At 38.6% G+C, this 17,908-nt stretch carries 12 protein-coding genes and 1 pseudogene; 1 reads left to right on the top strand and 12 read right to left on the bottom strand.

All coding sequences use genetic code 11. From position 1 onward, the window contains the following. Positions 1-107: 107 nt before the first annotated feature. From D9780_RS00930 to D9780_RS00915, 4 genes and pseudogenes are all read right to left on the bottom strand, one after another. Positions 108-1,223, bottom strand: a complete 1,116-nt coding sequence (locus tag D9780_RS00930; RefSeq protein ID WP_121638939.1) for an IS4 family transposase — start codon at positions 1,221-1,223, stop codon at positions 108-110. Positions 1,224-1,897: 674 nt separating this feature from the next. After that, on the bottom strand, positions 1,898-2,482 hold the full coding sequence (locus tag D9780_RS00925) for a MerR family transcriptional regulator (protein WP_240458759.1): 585 nt from the start codon (positions 2,480-2,482) through the stop codon (positions 1,898-1,900). A 167-nt stretch (positions 2,483-2,649) separates the two neighbouring features. Continuing rightward, positions 2,650-2,832 carry a MerR family transcriptional regulator gene (locus tag D9780_RS00920; protein WP_121638937.1) on the bottom strand — a complete coding sequence of 61 codons (183 nt, stop codon included), beginning with the start codon at positions 2,830-2,832 and terminating at the stop codon, positions 2,650-2,652. Positions 2,833-2,968: 136 nt separating this feature from the next. Continuing rightward, a pseudogene (locus tag D9780_RS00915) lies at positions 2,969-4,467 on the bottom strand (MDR family MFS transporter). Between the two features lie 1,266 nt (positions 4,468-5,733). Between D9780_RS00915 and D9780_RS00905 the strand changes: the two are divergent. Then, positions 5,734-6,201: a GNAT family N-acetyltransferase gene (locus D9780_RS00905; protein ID WP_121638936.1), complete on the top strand. Its 468-nt coding sequence runs from the start codon at positions 5,734-5,736 to the stop codon at positions 6,199-6,201. 421 nt (positions 6,202-6,622) lie between these two features. Here the strand turns inward: D9780_RS00905 and D9780_RS00900 are convergent, their stop codons facing one another. From D9780_RS00900 to D9780_RS00865, 8 genes are all read right to left on the bottom strand, one after another. Further along, positions 6,623-7,327 carry a LutC/YkgG family protein gene (locus tag D9780_RS00900; protein ID WP_121638935.1) on the bottom strand — a complete coding sequence of 235 codons (705 nt, stop codon included), beginning with the start codon at positions 7,325-7,327 and terminating at the stop codon, positions 6,623-6,625. Further along, positions 7,314-8,750, bottom strand: coding sequence for a LutB/LldF family L-lactate oxidation iron-sulfur protein (locus tag D9780_RS00895; RefSeq protein ID WP_121638934.1), 1,437 nt, complete (start codon positions 8,748-8,750; stop codon positions 7,314-7,316). Before D9780_RS00895 ends, D9780_RS00900 begins: the two co-directional genes overlap by 14 nt. Then, entirely contained in the window at positions 8,747-9,484 is a 738-nt protein-coding gene (locus D9780_RS00890; RefSeq protein WP_073009832.1) for a (Fe-S)-binding protein, read from the bottom strand. Before D9780_RS00890 ends, D9780_RS00895 begins: the two co-directional genes overlap by 4 nt. 45 nt (positions 9,485-9,529) lie before the next feature. Beyond that, positions 9,530-10,234, bottom strand: coding sequence for a FadR/GntR family transcriptional regulator (locus tag D9780_RS00885; protein ID WP_073009829.1), 705 nt, complete (start codon positions 10,232-10,234; stop codon positions 9,530-9,532). A 261-nt stretch (positions 10,235-10,495) separates the two neighbouring features. Next, positions 10,496-12,079, bottom strand: a complete 1,584-nt coding sequence (locus D9780_RS00880) for an L-lactate permease (protein WP_077706255.1) — start codon at positions 12,077-12,079, stop codon at positions 10,496-10,498. A gap of 558 nt (positions 12,080-12,637) precedes the next feature. After that, positions 12,638-14,143 carry a BCCT family transporter gene (locus D9780_RS00875; protein WP_077706962.1) on the bottom strand — a complete coding sequence of 502 codons (1,506 nt, stop codon included), beginning with the start codon at positions 14,141-14,143 and terminating at the stop codon, positions 12,638-12,640. Positions 14,144-15,196: 1,053 nt separating this feature from the next. Then, positions 15,197-16,018 (bottom strand): squalene/phytoene synthase family protein, encoded by an 822-nt coding sequence (locus tag D9780_RS00870; protein ID WP_371413686.1) that lies wholly within the window; start codon positions 16,016-16,018, stop codon positions 15,197-15,199. Positions 16,019-16,214: 196 nt separating this feature from the next. Beyond that, positions 16,215-17,765, bottom strand: a complete 1,551-nt coding sequence (locus D9780_RS00865; protein WP_121638933.1) for a multicopper oxidase family protein — start codon at positions 17,763-17,765, stop codon at positions 16,215-16,217. Between the last annotated feature and the right edge of the window lie 143 nt (positions 17,766-17,908).

Raw genomic sequence — 17,908 nt, 5'->3', positions numbered from 1 at the left:
ATCTTTGCAGGATTTTTTGCCAAAAAGACAAAGGCTAAACAAAGGTGGTCTGTCCATTTGGAAAAATTATACAATTAAACTATTAGCAACAACGACACTGTATGTATTTACGGAATAGATCTATCGTCAAATCTGCGAATCCAGATGTACGCAGGTTTCCACAGCGCTTTATTTAACCAGCGGCTAATTCGGAGTAAGGACTTCTTACTCCTCATCTCTAACTGGATAAGTACATGTAAACAGTAAGCAATAAGTGCAAGGAAAATTTGATTTTGAATGGCAGTTTCGCTCATGCCATAAAAGTGTTTGATCTTTACATGCTGTTTGAGCCACTTGAAAAATAGCTCAATGGTCCATCGTTGACGGTAAATTTCACTAATCTCTTCGGAATCTAGATCGAAACGGTTAGTAATTAATCGTAGAATGTTTCCCTTTGTATCCACTACTTCAAGTAGGCGGAATACATTCTCTGTACGATTTTGCGTCGAACCGATGTAAACCATCTTGTCGGATAAAACCGTAGAATCTTTAGGTATAGAAAATGATTCTACTTCACGAGTGATGGCGTTTTTCTTCAGTCTTGATACGAAAAAATAGCCTTCATCTGTCATTCGATCAAATCGTTCATAATCAACGTATCCACGGTCAAACACATACATGGCTTCTTTGTCGTCTACGAGAACTTCCAGTTGATTTCTGTCATGTTCTTTGGCTGTTGTAATCACTGCTTTTTCAGGATAGACGGTGTCTTTATTCATAAATACAAGTCGTAAATGTAGCTTAACTCCTGCTTTTGTTTTACGGAACTTTGCCCACTTATGATTCGTTAAGTTCAATGGAAGCGTGCTAGAATCAATGATTTTCAATGGCATGTATTTCCCGTTTTTAAATTGGATACCTTTTATTTTGTAAACAAGTTCCAAGAATAAATGGGAAAGGATCATTGGATTCATTTCATTATTCTTCCTTGATAGCTGAGATGTACTAATCGATTCAAACCCCAGTGCTTTTTGAAGTCCATCATCTATTAGGGCATCGCTCATTTCTTCCAAGCTCTCGAATCCTTGCAGTTGGGCAAGTAACATAAGCTTTATATACGCTGCAGTTGTTAGCTTTTTTGTGTAGTAATCTTGTTTATTTTCTTCTACTTGTTCAAATAGTTTTTTCGTATTTATAGGTGAAACCCATTTACCAAATGATGATTTTAGTGTATTCTTGTCCATACGGATTATCCTTTACTTTTGGATTTGGACAGGAACCACCTGTACTTCCATTGTAAAGGATTTTTTTGTATCATGAACACATAATTATTGAACATTTTCAGTATTTTGAATCATCAGGTTTAATTAATGCAATGCTAGTGACTATAAACATTTAAATTTTTATACTTTCCTATAGTGGAAAAAAGGCTCGGGGCGCCCAATTAGCAACGTAGCGACTGGAACGAAGCAACGAAAGTTCTAAGAATCATGCTCCTGCAACAGGAGTATGCCGGCGCCCTCCAGCAAGCCCATCATTAGTCGGCCTTCCTATTTATGACGACTTAGCTTCGGGCAATGGAGTGAAGTCACCTAGTTGCTGGGCGCTTGCGCCAGACGTGGCTAAATAACTTAGTAAGTTTATCCACAGCTGCAAAATTTTCTAATCTCCTTGACAATAAAAAAACAGCAGCGTTTTGATTCTACTGTTTTTTTATTGGTTTAAGGTGTAGCAACTCGTCCATCATTGTGAACTTCAGCGTCTTCACTGGGAACTTCGAATAACTAGCTTGTGAACTTCAGCGACTTTTCATGAAACTCAAGCGAAATTATGATGAACTTCAGCGACTTTACATATTTCTACAGTCTCAGCGGACCATGCGCTCCCACACTGAGGCTTTATCTGTCATTAGTAAGCTTTACCGATGATCTGCGTAAATTGTCATGGCATCACGCATAAAAATGGCTAATCCTTCCCCAAATTGATCAATATTTCTCTGAAAGCGTTCGTCTTCTTCATACATTTTTCCTAACCCTTTAAAAGCATCGTAAGAATAGGTTCCTATATGATTTAACAGTTGATACCATTCTCCAATTCGCTGTTGTGCAATATCTGAAGCAGGATCTTCATTACGAATCTCTGCCAGTCTGCGATACAAATCATTCATGGTTTGTTGCAAGTTTTCTTCGTCCTTTAATTGTTTAATCTTGGCATTTGCTTTGTCAACAGCTTCATTCCCCCAACGCTCACGCGCTTCTTGCTCGTAAGGGTTGTTACTAAAATCAAAGCCTGCAAAGCGTTCCTTGTTGCTCATGTTCATTTCCCCTTTCGTATGTTGAATCGTTTTTTGAATCGTTTCTAGCATCGTATCAATTTGACTTCGTTTAGCAAGCAATCGTTCGCGATGCTTTTCTAACGCTTCAACTTGATCAAAGGTAGGATTATCTAAAATGGCTTTTATTTTCTTTAAAGGAAAGCCAACTTCTTTATAACAAAGGCGCAAGCGCCCGGTTAGCAACGTAGCGAGTGGAGCGAATCAACTGAGATAAAGGAACCACGGTGAGGAACGAACCGATGATGACTTATCGTAGGGCGATTTCGTGAAGTCGCCTAGTTGCTGGGCGCTTAAGCCGGACGTGGCTTATTCTGTTAATTCCTTATCCCAAAGCATCAAATTTTTATACTATTTATCTTATAAAATAAAATTTGCTGTAGCCGTTCCAATTCATCATCTGTATAAATGCGATAACCTGCTTCGGTTGTATGTTCCGGCTTTAGCAAACCAATGGCATCATAATGATGAAGCGTACGGACGCTAACACCAACTAAATCAGCAACTTCCTTTATTTGCAACCTCTATCCCTCCCTAACTTTTTTTTAATAGTGAAAACTGTCATTTTCCTTATATTATAATCCCTAAACCCTATAGAAAAAGCATAAACGATAACGTTACGTTAGAGTCAATACCTTCTAGCAACTCTTTTTTCATTTAATTTTCACTACTCTGTTTCTCAGGTTTTCCTTGTTGCTTTACATCATTAAACTGTTCACTTGGAACTGCTCGATAAACCAAAAATGCTAAGATAACGGCAATAATCGAAATAGTAAACGCAATAAAATAAACAAACTCTACTCCTATAATCATCGCCTCATTTATCGTTGTGGGATTATTTGGAGTTGCCGATTGACTTAAATAAAGGCTTTGCCTAGCATTTAAAATACTAATAAATACAGAAACACCGACAGCCCCCGCCACGGGCTGCAGTGTAGCCATCACAGACGTCCCATGTGGATACAACCGCTTCGGTAGCTGGTTTAATCCATTTGTTTCTGCTGGCATCATAATGGCAGAAACAGTGAGCATTAAAATAATATAAGCAACAATAATCATCCATGCTTCTGTGTTTTCGTTTAATCTACTTAACATAAACATTGTACTACTTAAAATAATGGTAGCAGGAATCATCATGACACGTGGGCCAAATTTATCAAATAAATGTCCCATCACAGGAGACATGACGCCATTAATAAGACTACCAGGCAATAACAGCATTCCTGCTTTGGCTGCAGTAAACGCTAAAGCTCCCTGCATAAAAATAGGTAAGATAATTTCTGAGGAGAACATCATCATAATAATAATTAAAAACATCAGCATACCGTGCGTAAACATCGGGTATTTAAACACTCGAAGATCCAAAACAGGTTCCTTCAATTTAAATTGTCTAAAAGAAAAGATGATGATCCCCAACACACCGATAACGATGAAACTGTACACACTCGGGTTAAGGAAACCTTTTTCTCCAGCTGCACTAAATCCATAGATGAGTGATCCAAACCTATCGTAGAAAAAACAAGCGAAAGAATATCCACTTTTGGTTTTGTAGTTTCAGAAACATTTACTAAATATTTATAAGCAAATGCTATAGAAAACAAGGCAAACGGTATAACCGTAATAAATAGAAAACGCCATCCTAAATATTCCACAATTACACCGGATAAAGTCGGGCCAATTGCAGGTGCGAACATAATGACAAGGCCTACCGTTCCCATCACTTTCCCTCTTCGATGTGGGGGAAAAACAAGTAGAAACACATTAAAAATAATTGGCATCAATAAACCAGTACCCGCAGCTTGAATTAATCTACCTGTAAGTAATATGGGAAATGACGGTGCTAAAGCAGCAATCGTTGTACCCGCTGTAAATACGATCATTGTCCCTAAAAATAATTGCCTTGTTGTAAACCATTGTAGTAACACAGCAGAAGCAGGTATAACAATGCCCATCACAAGAAGAAATCCGGTCGCCATCCATTGCACCGTTGTCAAAGACACTTGGAACTCTTTCATTAATGTCGTAAGGGCGATATTAAGTAATGTTTCATTAAGAATAGCAAAGAATGCACCAATAATTAATGACAGCATCATTGGCATTACTTTAAAATTCGGATCATCCGCTAAATATTCGTACTCTGTGTTTGTTGAACGCATTATAAAATTCCTTCCTCGTTGTAAATTATTCTTTTTTATACTATAGGAAAGTATAAAGTTTTAAGGTTTAGAGTATAAGAAAAACTTGGTTAATTGCGAAGGGCTTATGGTGAAAGCTATCATTAAACTCCAAAACTTGTACTTTCTAATGTACATGAGTAAATATAACAATCAGTGTCGTTTTCTTTCATTCCTCCACTGATTGTCACATGAACAAATCCATTTTATTCACTTACAAAGTAAGATAATCCTATCACCACTTATTTTTATTAGCAAGCATAAGTTTTTCATGTAAATTTTTTTTAATAACAGCGAGCTATTTAGGACAGTGCGCCCATTTGTCGGAAATGAATAACAGATAAGGCAGTTGACCCATATAGTAAACTAGACGACTCATTTATAGGAGGAAAATGTATGTACCCATATGACTATCATTATGATCCGAGCTTGGATCAGGAACGCGTTTTTCCTTTTTCCACGTTAGGAAATATGTTTTTTGGGCCAGGGCAGTCAAGCGGCACTTTTGGCCCTCCAGGATTTCCGCCCGGTCCTCCGCCTGGATTTCCTACAGGGCCAAGCGGTGGAGGTGGAATGCCAGGTTTTCCAGGTGCACCGACCAGCGGATTTCCACCTTTTCCGGGAAACCAAGGTGGTGGACCTTCAGGACCCGGAAATCAGCCACCAAGCTCCCCACCCCCAGCCTTCACACCGCAAAAATCACAAGTACAAACTTTCGCGGTTGACCCAGGAGGCATTCGTAATTGTTTATTTCGCTACACGTATATTTGGTTAAGACGAGACGCTTTCTGGTTCTACCCTACATTCGTCGGACGAAATTCTATTGCCGGATACCGCTGGACCGGTTTCAATTGGGTTTACTTTGGCATCGACCTTAATCGAATCCAATCATTCCAATGCTTTTAGATTCATCATCTTACACCGTTTAACAAAACTCGGGTTCTCATCGATTCTTTATAGCGAAAAAAATCCCATTGTTTTGCTGTACGATAAAACCCTACCTAACATTTTTGCTTTCCCATAGTAGAGAAAACAAAAAACAGGAGTCGATTTAGATTTAACCTCTAAGCGTCTCCTGTTTAGTTATTTATCATATAAAGTGCTGGGAGACTTCCAAATAGAAATATAAGTTGAATAGGCCTAATGTTATCTACCATTTGTTATTGGAGAATACTATCTATCCTTATATTGACTAAACAATGAAAACTGGTAAAATATTAAAAATACTATTCTCTAAGGAGGATTTAGATGAAAATTCATTTTTACGATAACAAATTCAAAAATGCGATTGATAATTATGAATTAACCGAAGAACAACTTCGCTATACTAAACACCCAAAAGATTGTATACAATTATTAAGCGAGGATATCAATCGTTATTCAATAGTAGCAATGGAAGGAAATAAACTTGTAACTTTTTTTGTTTTACATAAAAATGACGGGGTAAAACCATATTCAAATAATAATAGATCCATCTTATTAAGATCATTTTCAACTGATTTCCGTTTCCAAGGCAGAGGCTATGCTAAAAATGCATTAATGATTTTACCTAAGTTTGTTAAAGAGAATTTCACACAAACGAATGCGATTGTCTTAGCTGTTAATAGTACCAATAAGGTAGCATTAAGATTATACAAAAACTGCGGATTTGTTGATGAAGGAGTTCGAGAAATGGGGCCAAAAGGGGAACTAATAATAATGAATTACTATTTATAATCCAAAAGCAAATTAGCGTATAGATTGAAAAACAATACCTTCATTCCAGAGGTCATAGCCTTGAGCTAGAACAAAGGATTAGTGCGCCCATTTAGCAACGTAGACTAGAGCGAATTAACTAAAGTTTTAGGAATCATGCTCCTGCAACAGGAGTATGCCAGCGCCCTCCGGCAAGTCCGTCTTTCGTCGTTCCTCTTAGACACGAACGGATGATCTTTAAGGCGATTCATGATTTCGCCTAGTCGTTGGGAGATGGAGCCACACGTGGCTATTACCCTTCTCACTCAACATTACCTTATTAGTGAGATCAATTTGCCATCAAGTTTGATGATAAAAGCTGTCATTTCTCTCCCCCTTACCTTCTAACTAAACAACCCGTGGGGGCTTTCATCCTCCGCGGGTTGAAAATTCTCTTTATCTTTTAATCATCAACGACAATATAAGTAGCTTGTACGGGACCGTGTACACCAACAATTAAATTCATTTCAATATCTGCACTATTACTTGGCCCAGATACGAAGCTAACACAAGATGGCGTAACCTCCCCTTTTTCCACAGATGTGTGTAGTTGCTGAGCAGCTTGGGTCATTCTAGGTACAATGGTACTTTTTGGGATAATTGCAATAAAGCTTTTTGGTAATAAACTAATCGAGCGCCCATTATCTTTATGATTAAATAAGGTCACTGTCGCTGATTCAGCTAAAGTGATATCACTAAATGAGATACCAATATCAGCTCGTTCCGCAATCTGCTGATTTTCTTCACCGAGCTGCGCATCCCAAATATGCACTTCTATTTCTTCACCGAGCTGTTCATACAATGGCTCTAACCCATAAGTAGTATTTCGCTCATCATGAGCTGCAATAATCGTTTTGCCTTCATACCGCTCGATCGCCTCTAATAAAGCTTTCGGCAACTGCGCTGTATTTACTTCTACAACATCTGTATGGATTGCTTTACATTGCTTTTTTAATACCGCTATAAGTTCTTCTTTGGAGTAGCCTGCCAACACACGATCTTGCGGACGGACACTCCATGTTGGGCGCTCTACTCCTGACATACGACGTGGCCGACCTAAATGGGCAGCTACATTACTTAAAAATGCATCTTGATTATGAATGGTCATGATTTATTTCCCCCTTCTGCCGTTCTTTCCACCAAGCACGGAAGGATTGTTTCGCTGGTGCCGGAAAATCTCTCACATTCGTCCACCCTTTTAGAGGACCTGGGCCATTTTTAATTGTGTCTTCTTTTGTCCACGGCTTTAAAGCTGTTCTTGCCAATTTCGTACTTAATTTATACGCTGCAGGAGTCGAAGCCCATTGAGCAAATCCTTTCATCATTATTTTTTCCGTTACGGGTGATTTTTTCTCCTTTTCTACAATAATTTGTCGATGGCGAATCAACTGTTCATGTAATGGAATTTTCACCGGGCAAGCCTCTGTACAGGCAGCACAAAGAGATGAGGCATAGGGTAATTCTTTATGATCCTCATATCCATCCAATAATGGGGTTAACACAGCACCAATCGGCCCTGGATAGATAGAGTTATAAGCATGCCCACCAACATGTCTATAGACAGGACATACATTGATACATGCGGCGCAGCGAATACAATGTAAAGCAGATTGAAATTCTGTGCCTAGTATTTTAGAACGCCCATTATCAACAATGACCAAATGATAATCTTCCGGTCCGTCAATTTCCCCTTCTAGCCTAGCGCCAGTATAAGATGTCACATAGCTGGTTAATTTCTGTCCAACAGCTGCTCTCGTCAATAAACTTACTAACACTTCCATGTCTTCCCATGTAGGGACAATGCGTTCCATTCCCATGACGGTTATTTGCGTATCAGGCAAAGCGGTAACCATACGTGCATTTCCTTCATTCGTAACTAGCGTAATCGCACCAGATTCGGCTACGGCAAAATTACACCCTGTAATACCAACATCTGCGGAAAGGAAATCTTTTCGTAGTTGTTCCCGGGCAAAAGCTGCTAGTTCTTCAGGAGAATCAGATCCCTTATACCCTCTTTTTTCCGCAAACGTCTTCCGGATTTGCGCTTTATTCTTATGCAAAGCTGGCGTAACAATATGGGAAGGTGGATCTTCGTCAAGTTGTAAAATCCATTCCCCTAAATCCGATTCCACAACTTCCGCTCCCATTTTTTCTAGTTGCTGATTTAAACCGATTTCTTCTGTTACCATCGATTTGGATTTAACAATTTTTTTAGCGTTTTTTTCGGTAATCACTTTTTCAATATAGGCATTTGCTTCCTCTGCTGTAGAAGCAAAGTAGACACTTCCACCACGTTTAGCTACTTGCTCACTTAACTGCTGTAAATAGTAATCGATATTTTCTAATGTATGTGTACGAATTTCCGATCCTAGCTGTCGCCAATCTTCCCAATCACCAAGTTCTGCCGCTTGCGTGATACGTCCGTTTCTAAATCGACCTTGCGCAGAAGATACAGCCTCTCTCATGAAATCATTCTCTATGCCTGTTTCAATACGCTCTTGATATGACCTATCTCCGAGTTTAATACTCATGCAATCCCCCCGCCTTGTTCGTGAGAATTCAAAATTTCCGTAATGTGAACAACTTTTACGTTCTTTCCTTCTCGTCTCATCCTACCACCAATGTTCATTAAACAGCCCATATCAGCGCCAACTAGATATTCTGCTTTCGTCTCAGAAACATGCTGTGATTTTTCTTTTACCATTTCCTGTGAGATTTCTGGATTTTTCACCGCAAACGTTCCCCCAAACCCGCAGCAATCTTCCTTTACAGGTAATTCGATAAACTCCATTCCCTTCACATGCCGTAAAAGAGTTTGCGGTGCATCCTTCACACCAAGAATACGTGTCATATGACACGATGGATGATAAGTAACCCGACCTTTAAATGTCGCTCCAAGATCTGTTACGCCTAAAACCTCCACTAAAAACTGTGTGATTTCATAGCTTTTATTTGCCAAATCAACAGCAGCTTCTTGCCACTCTGGATCATCTTTGAAAATAGCAGGGTACTCTTTTAACATACCGACACATGAGCCTGATGGACCTACGACATACTCAGAATCTTGAAAAGCTTGCATCATTTGTTTCATCGCTTGCTTCGCTTCTTTTACATACCCGCTATTATATGCTGGCTGGCCACAGCAAGTTTGCGCCGCGGGAAAATCCACCTCACAGCCGACACGTTCAAGAATTTCCACTGTATTTTTACCGACATCGGAAAAAATGATGTCACTGACACATGTAATAAATAATGAAACCTTCATTACGTTCACCCCATTTTTCTATCTGTAGCGGGCAGATAATCATACTTACAGGTGTTTAAACACGATTGCTTCTACCTTTTCTAAATGATCGTACATTGCTTCTTCCGCTTGATCTGCCCGTCTATCTTTTATTGCTGCAAAAATTCGTTGATGCTCTTGAAACAAAATATCTGCTCGATCTTCGGTATATAATAATATTTGTCTCGTTTCTCGTATTGTTTCTGACATGAGTTCGGCAACACTACCCATTAAATGATTTAATAGATTAATATGCGTCGCTTTGGCAATGGCGAGATGAAATTCGGTATCCGCCTGCTCAGCTAAAGCTTCTTTTCCTTTGGCATGCTCCATAACGACTAATGCTCGCTCCATTTCTAATAAATCCGCTTCCTCATAATTTTCCGCAGCTAATCTAGCCGCGCCTGCTTCCAATATTTTACGGACTTTGTAAAGTTCTTGTACATCTTGACGTTTCATTAAGAACGCGGTACTAACCGGAAGCGTGAATCTTTTTGCGTCAAATGTCTTCACGTATGTACCTTCCCCTTGACGCATTTCTATTAACCCCATTGAACGGAGACCACTAAGTGCTTCACGAATAGCCGATCGGCCTACTTCAAAATTCGCTGCTAATTTCTCCACAGAATCCAATTTGTCGCCAGGTTGTAACGATCCAGATTTAATCATATCTATAATTGAATCAGCTACTTGTTCATAAATTTTTTTCGGTTGGATACGCTTGTATTTCATCGTTCCCACTTCCCTTCGTTTGAACCCATTTTACTTGATGCCCTGCTATTTGCAAAGTTTACCAAGGAAGGGGCATGCACATTGTATAAGCTAGCAATCGCTTTACAAATAAGAATATAAATGCATGTTTTAGAAAAACTTGGCTTGCCTCCAAGTCCCATAGCGGCAGCCTTCGTTTTTCTTATACGATAAACCTTTAAATGTAATACTTGCCTAACGTATAATCTCAACCCGCACTATTAATGATAGTACGCTTTAACATCATACATAGAAGAGAACATAACTAGCTAGTCCAATAACCAAGCCATATAAAATGGCTGGTAGCAATGTTTTCCTTATAATATCGCCTTCTTTCCCTGATAAGCCTACGACTGCACTGGCTGCTACGACATTATGCACGCAAATCATATTACCAGCTCCTGCGCCCACGACTTGTGCTGCTAACACAGCATTTACGTCCATACCTATCTGATTTGCAACACTATGTTGAATTGGCGCAAAAGTTAACGTTGACACGGTAGCACTCCCCGTAATAAACGATCCCAGTTCACCAACAAAGGGAGCTACTAAAAACCAAATAGATCCTAAAGAATTCGCTAAAGACGCCGCTATATACTGCGGCATACTTACTAATTCATGAGCGTTCATACCTGAATTGGTAAACACATGCACCATAGCTAATGTAGCTATTAAAGATATCGCTGTCGTTTTCATGGTAGAAAAAGACTGATTTGCTGCAGCAACAAAAACGGAAAAACGTTTTCTATGTAGAAAAACTGATACCAATGCTGCTATCGCTAGAACAGTTCCAGGAGAATACAAAAACTCCCAATTGGAAGTGATGCCTTCCACCCCAAAAATATTTGTCCAAGAAAAATCGATGGCGCTTTTTGTAAACTGAGCAAGTGGTGTAATAATTCGCGTCGTTAACAATAGAACAACGACAATGACATACGGTGACCACGCAGCCATCAATCCCATACTTGATGGCTGCGTTTCTAACTGAAAATCTTCCTGTAATGCGTCTTGCCAAGATTTTCTTGGTAGTAACCACCCCTTTTTTGCGGTGAAAGTAGCAACAATTAAAGCCGTTAAGGAAGCTAAAATTGCAATAAATTCTTGCCCAAATACAACGGCATATAGCAAAGCAGATAATGTGTAAACGGTACCAATTAATAACGTCCACGGTAACATTGGTAATGCATCTCTCAGCCCTTTCCCTTTTCCAAAAAACACTGTCATAATTACAATTAACGTAAATGGAATAAATGTTCCTGCAAATAAATCCAGTGTCGTAATAGCGATACCTATTTCTTGATAAAACGTAGGACTGGCTTCTGGAAGTGTACTTAAACCAACAGCAACTGGAGTTCCGACTGCACCAAAAGCAACTGCTGTACTATCTGCAATTAAAGCAAGTGTTGCAGCCGCTAATGGACGAAAACCAAGTGCAATCATTAATGGACCAGTTACCATTGCTGGTGTCCCAAAACCAGCAGCTGCCTCTATTAACGATCCAAATAAAAATGCAACAATAATTACTTGTACACGCATATCTGTTGAAATGTTTTGAAAACCTTGATTTATTCTATTTACTGCTCCTGTTTTCCGAAGTGTATTTAAAAGTACAAGTGCCCCAAATAAAATCCAAAGTATCGTTAGCGTTTTGTGTATTCCCTGTAAAACGGAGGAAGCAATTAATTTTCCTTCTACTCCCCAGATTGTCATAGCAAGCGCAATCACAATGAAAGCACTCCATGTCATTCCCTTTATAGCAGGCAAACGAAAAACTACTAAAAAAACAAACGGTGCAATGATTGCACTGAGTGCCACCAATAGATACATAGAAACCCCTCATTTCTCTCTCTTTAAGTAAAACGTTTTTACCCATCCCATAGTAAGGTCATCTGATGACCTTATGTATAGTTTAATTACTTTTCTTATTTAATTCAAGGTTTTGAATTTGTTCATAATTGAACATAAGAAGTAAGTTTACTCAACGTTTTATAAAGTGAATCTTCCATCAGTTAGCAGGACTTGCATTCCCTAAAGAATCGTTTAGTTTCACAAGAATACCTAAAGACTTCTCAAGTCAATAAAAAACAATAGCAGCTCGTGGATAATTGTGAACTTCAGCGACTTCATTGTGAACTTCGAGTAACTATCTTGTGAACTTCAACGACTTTTCATGAAACTTAAGCGAAAATATAATAAACTTCAACTACTTTACAAATTTTCACAATTTCTAAGCATTTAATTTTATGCTTTCGTATCTTTTAGAAAAAACTTGGCTTATCGCCAAGTCTTATGGAGGAGTTATAGTTTTTCCCTTTTAAACTTTCCTGCGTATAAAAAAATCTCCATCCAACAGGGAATTTACGCCTATTAGATAGAGATTCTAGTTTATTTATCTACTTTTTTCAGTAATTCCCTTTGCCAAATTAAACCTTGTTCCAACGCCATTGTCCGGGCAATTTTAGGAGCATTCCAAAGAGCTGGGAGCAGTAAAATCGATACAGGTACAGCTGTTATTACGATGGAATTTTGAATGGAAGCAACACTATCTTCACCAATAGTTAAAATTGCTGCCGCTGTTCCACCGAATATTAAAGCCCAAAATACACGTAACCAACGTTTCGGATGGTCGTTTCCAGTAATAGTCGCTGCTACCGTATACGACATCGTATCCGCTGTCGTAGCAACAAAGATGATGGAAACAATGAGAAAACCAATACCGAATAATGTACCTAATGGTAATTGATCCGTAATTGCCATTACTGCTGCAGGCATACCGCCTTCATTTAACGACTCAGAAATGGATCCGGGATGTTTATTCTCAAAAAACACACCCGTCCCACCAACAATGGAAAACCAGAAATTATTAACGATCGGGGCTACGATAGAAACAGCAATAATTAATTCCCTAATCGTCCTTCCTCTCGATATTCTACTAATAAATACAATCAACATCGGGGCATAGCCAAGGAACCAACCCCAGAAAAAGATTGTCCAAGACGATAGCCAGCCTTCATCACCACGGAATAATGTCATCGTAAAAAAATTCTGCAAATGTACCCCCGTACCGCCTACAAAAGCATCAATGATAAATGCAGTCGGGCCGACAATAAGTACAAGTACAGCTAAAAATATGGTAAAGCCTACATTATAGCGGCTTAATGTTACGATTCCTCGATCTACACCAGTAGCAGCTGAAATAGCTGCAACAAGCACCAAACCAATAATTACAATTATACTCACTGCTAACGTATTAGGTGTGCCTAACAAATGACTCATTCCATAGGCAATTTGCAAACCTAAAAACCCTAAAGGTCCAAGAGTTCCTGCTACTGTTGCAAAGATAGCAAATACGTCCGCGGCAGTACCGATTGCACTTTTATGATATACTTTTTCACCAAATAAAGGGTATAATAGCCCTCTTGGTTTAAGCGGAAAACCTTTGCTATAGTGCACATACATCATCACTATAACAGCAAGTGTTCCTAGAATGGCCCACGCTAAAAATCCCCAATGCATAAACGATTGTGCAAAGGCAGCGTTGATATTCTGAAAATCACCACCTCCAAATAATGGTGGGTTTGTCATATAATGGTACATTGGTTCAGAAGCAGCCCAAAACACGCCACCACTTGCTAGGAGTGTTACTAATATCATGGAAACCCATTTGAAATAACTATATTTTGGCTGGTCTTGATTTCCTAGCTTAACTCTTCCATATTTTGAAAAAGCTAGAAATAAACCGATAAAAAAGTTTCCTAACAATAATATTTGCCAATAAGCACCAAAAATATCTGAAGCATATGCAAACAACGTATCCACTGCATTCCCGACTGCATCGCTACTCCAAACTGACAACAGAATAAACAGTATCAGTATTCCTCCACTAATCATGAATACTGGCCAATCTAACTTCGTGTCTTTTTTTAAGTCCACGTTTTTCCTCCTAATTTTAGGAGCAAGTGCCTATAATTTGCTTACACAAGCTAGTTTAAAAAGTCAGTAAAATAGCATAGCGAATTTCTTTGACGGTTTGTTTCTACCTATACAGAAGTATTATGCCATTCCATTACGTGTTATTCGAAACAAAACACAATCGAAATTCAAGTCGCCTATTTATCCTCCTTTTCAAACATCTTTTCACTCGTCATTAAAGACCATTGGACGGATAAAGATTATTCCTCGCCATTTCACTAGGTAGTCTCCTTTAAGTTACTAAAGCAAAAGCCTTCGTCGCACCTATACTGCAAGTGCAGTATGAAATAATCTTGACAAAAATCCATCGACTTGCTCGTTTTTAAACACAATTCATGATTATAGGTTGATGTTATTATTTTGTCAACCAATCAAGACTTCTATACTAGAAAAACGAAGACTCGTCATCAAGCCTTATAGAAAAAGCTGTAGTTTTTCTTAGGTTTAACACGCATACTTTCCTATCTTATAAATAGCTGTTGGCAAGGACTTATCCCACTAATTTGCCGCATGAGAAGAGGTATGCTGAGTGGATCAAAGCAAAAACAACATTTTCAGTATGCGCTTTAGGCTATAGCCCCTTGGAACAAAAGCTCGGTGCGTCCGGTTAGCAACGTAGGAGTGGAACAAATAAACGAAAGTTTTAGGAATCATGCGCCTGCAACAGGAGTATGCCGGCGCCCTCTGGCAAGCCCGTCTTTAGTTGGCCTTCCTATTTAGCACGAGCCGATGATGACTTAGCTTAAGGCTATTTGTGAAGTCGCCTAGTTGCTGGGCGATAGAACAGGGTGGATCATTCAGTTACGCCATAGTATCAAATTCTTATGCTTTCTTATTCCTTTAAAAAAACACCAACAAGCCGTGAGGGATAAAAGAAGCCCACTACGGATGAAAGAATACTTTATTTTATTCGCAAGTTTACTGGCACATGTTATTTTCTATTAACTTTTCCATGTTTTCTACCGCATCAATCTATTTTTTTAAAATATCATCGACTGTAGCTTCAACTTCGGCTCGCGACATTTTTTCTTCACCGTTTTCTAAAGCCGATAATGTCTTTTTCGCTAACGCTAGCGGAATTTTACAAAACAATAAAATGTTTCTTGTTTGAATATCTTTTAAGTAGCGATCCGCTTGTTGTAAGTTTTCTTTTGCATACATAAATAAATCCGCTCTTGTCCAATCATCAGGCATAAAATGAACGCCTCGTTCTGCATCTTCTTGTTGATTTCTTAACATATTTACTGCTTGGAGACCTCTGCCATATCCAATGGCTAAATCATAGTCTGTCTTCGTCCCATCATACCAATTCCAAATATCTGAAAGCATCACCCCGACAAGGCCAGCAACATAATATGTATATTCATCTAAATCTTCTTTTGTACGTAAATTCCAATTCTTTTCGGTCCATTTCGCCATACCATCAGCCATAATACTTGTAGACTGTTTAATTTTTGCTACGATATCTTCTGGACATACGTGCAACCAATCAGCAAGCCGCATAGTAACTTCTGGAAGTATTGCTTGATATGGCTTCATTAATTGTAGATAAGCTTCTTTATCAAATACAGACGTTTGCAATAGCTTAGAAGTAGCCCGCAGTAAATGCTGCTTTGTATCGGCAGAAAGCTGTTCATGATCTTCTATTTCATCAATGGCACGCATGCATAAGTACGCAGAGCCGACCGTATCTTTTAATACTGACTTTAACAACTTAATCGGAATATAAAAGGTTCTGCTCGTTTCTTTTAAAACACGCATTGCATCCTTTTGTAACTTCACATCTTTAACCAACAATGTTTCCTCCCTATATCCATATGAGGTATAACATTAAGTATATCAAAAAAGAATGAAAACTTCATGCTGTATTTATTCCATTCGATAGCCTGTCAAAATAGCTAATAAGCTGAAAATGGTTTACAGTATAAACAAAAAGATTTTTTGCCATAAAGTTTGACGATAAGCTTGATTTTCTATAAAAATATCCGCACTACTTTATAATAATAAATGGGCGCATCATTTCATAATCTTCATGTTCTAATATATGACAATGCCATACATACCTTCCAGTATACGTAAAAAATTGTTTTATTATTTTTGTTACTTGCCCTGGATTGGCACGCACAGTGTCTTTCCAGCCGTTTTCAATTGGTTCTGGAGGCATAGGGTCACCTGTGTAAATAATCTCTCCTGTTTCATTAAAATGTTCCACATCAAAAGTTTGCCTACTTATAATTTGAAAAAAACCTAAATGAATATGAATCGGGTGGGTGTCCCCCGTTGTATTTATGAAATACCATTCTTCCGTTGTTCCCCATCTTGGAAAGATCGTAATGGGTTCAGACCATGTTTTATTGTCCAATAACAAAACTGGCCGATTATATGCATCTCGCGTTACATCTAACGTTAACATCCTTTCTTTCGTTGCTAATTCAGGCGCTATTTTATTAACACAACCAGGAAACTTAGGAATACAACTTGTATCAATAGATTTCGCTTGTTCTATCACTTTAAATTGCATAATAACACCGACTGTCTCTGGATTAGGAGCTTCTCCATTAGGGTAAGGTATGGGCGCATTGTTACGGACCACCACTGTTTTCCCATACATATTTGAAAAATCAATAATAACATCCACACGTTCAGCAGGAGCAAGTAAAATTTGTTGGACAGCAACGGTCTGATTCATAAATCCCCCATCTGTACCAATTTGATAAAAGTACTGTCCAGAATCTAAGTAAAATTGATAAAAACGTGTATTTGAAGCATTTAATAAACGAAAACGATATTTACGCGGTTCCACAGCTAAATAAGGCCATATTTTCCCATTCACCATATTAACTTCTCCCACAAACTCAGGAACGATAGATACAGGTAAAGAAGGTATAGGAGGTTGCGGCTGTGCTGGATAATACAGTGAGCCATTTGCATTTACTGTCTTATCTTCCACCAACAATGGAATTTCGTATTCCCCAGCAGGTAAATTCAACTCTTGTTCTTGTTGGCTACGAATAATATAAAAACCTGCTAAACCCGCATACACATTTAATCTCGTTATTCCTAATGTATGGTCATGATACCAAAGCGCTGTACTTTTCATATTATTGCTGTAATCATAAATTTGTTTTGTGAAAAAAGGGCCTGCCTCCCCAAAGTCTTTTGTAAACCATGCTTCTGGATAGCCATCGCTTTCCGGCTCCGTTACTCCACCATGGACATGCACAACAGTCCGAACATCTGGTACATCTTTCCCCGCACCATGTACTGTATGGTCGATGGGCAAAAGATGTCGTTGCGGTAATGCATTCATCCATTTAACCTTTATGCTCTCTCCAGAACACACTTCAATTGTTGGTCCTGGGGAACTATACTCATATCCCCATACTAATGTATTTGGTAAATCTCTATGTAAAGATGTTGTAAATTCAACCATTCGGACTTCATAGTAGTTCACATAGTCTTTCTTCCCTTTTGGTTTTAAAACAGGCATCTTAGGTAAAGCATCTACAAATTTTTCTAATTCTGTTGGATTTAATTTCATACACTTTCACCCCCAACTAAATGATATGCATTTATGTGCTAGTATCATGCCAACTAAATGAACATGAGTTCCTGTTCTTAACGTAAATTTAATACTGGAACGCAATTTCATCACAAATATATCCCTCATTTACGCATATCTCT

The sequence above is a fragment of the Virgibacillus sp. Bac330 genome (assembly GCF_003667845.1).
Classification (GTDB): domain Bacteria; phylum Bacillota; class Bacilli; order Bacillales; family Amphibacillaceae; genus Virgibacillus; species Virgibacillus chiguensis.
The sequence above is the reverse complement of the archived record's forward strand: the minus strand, read 5'-3'. Positions and strand labels throughout refer to the sequence as shown.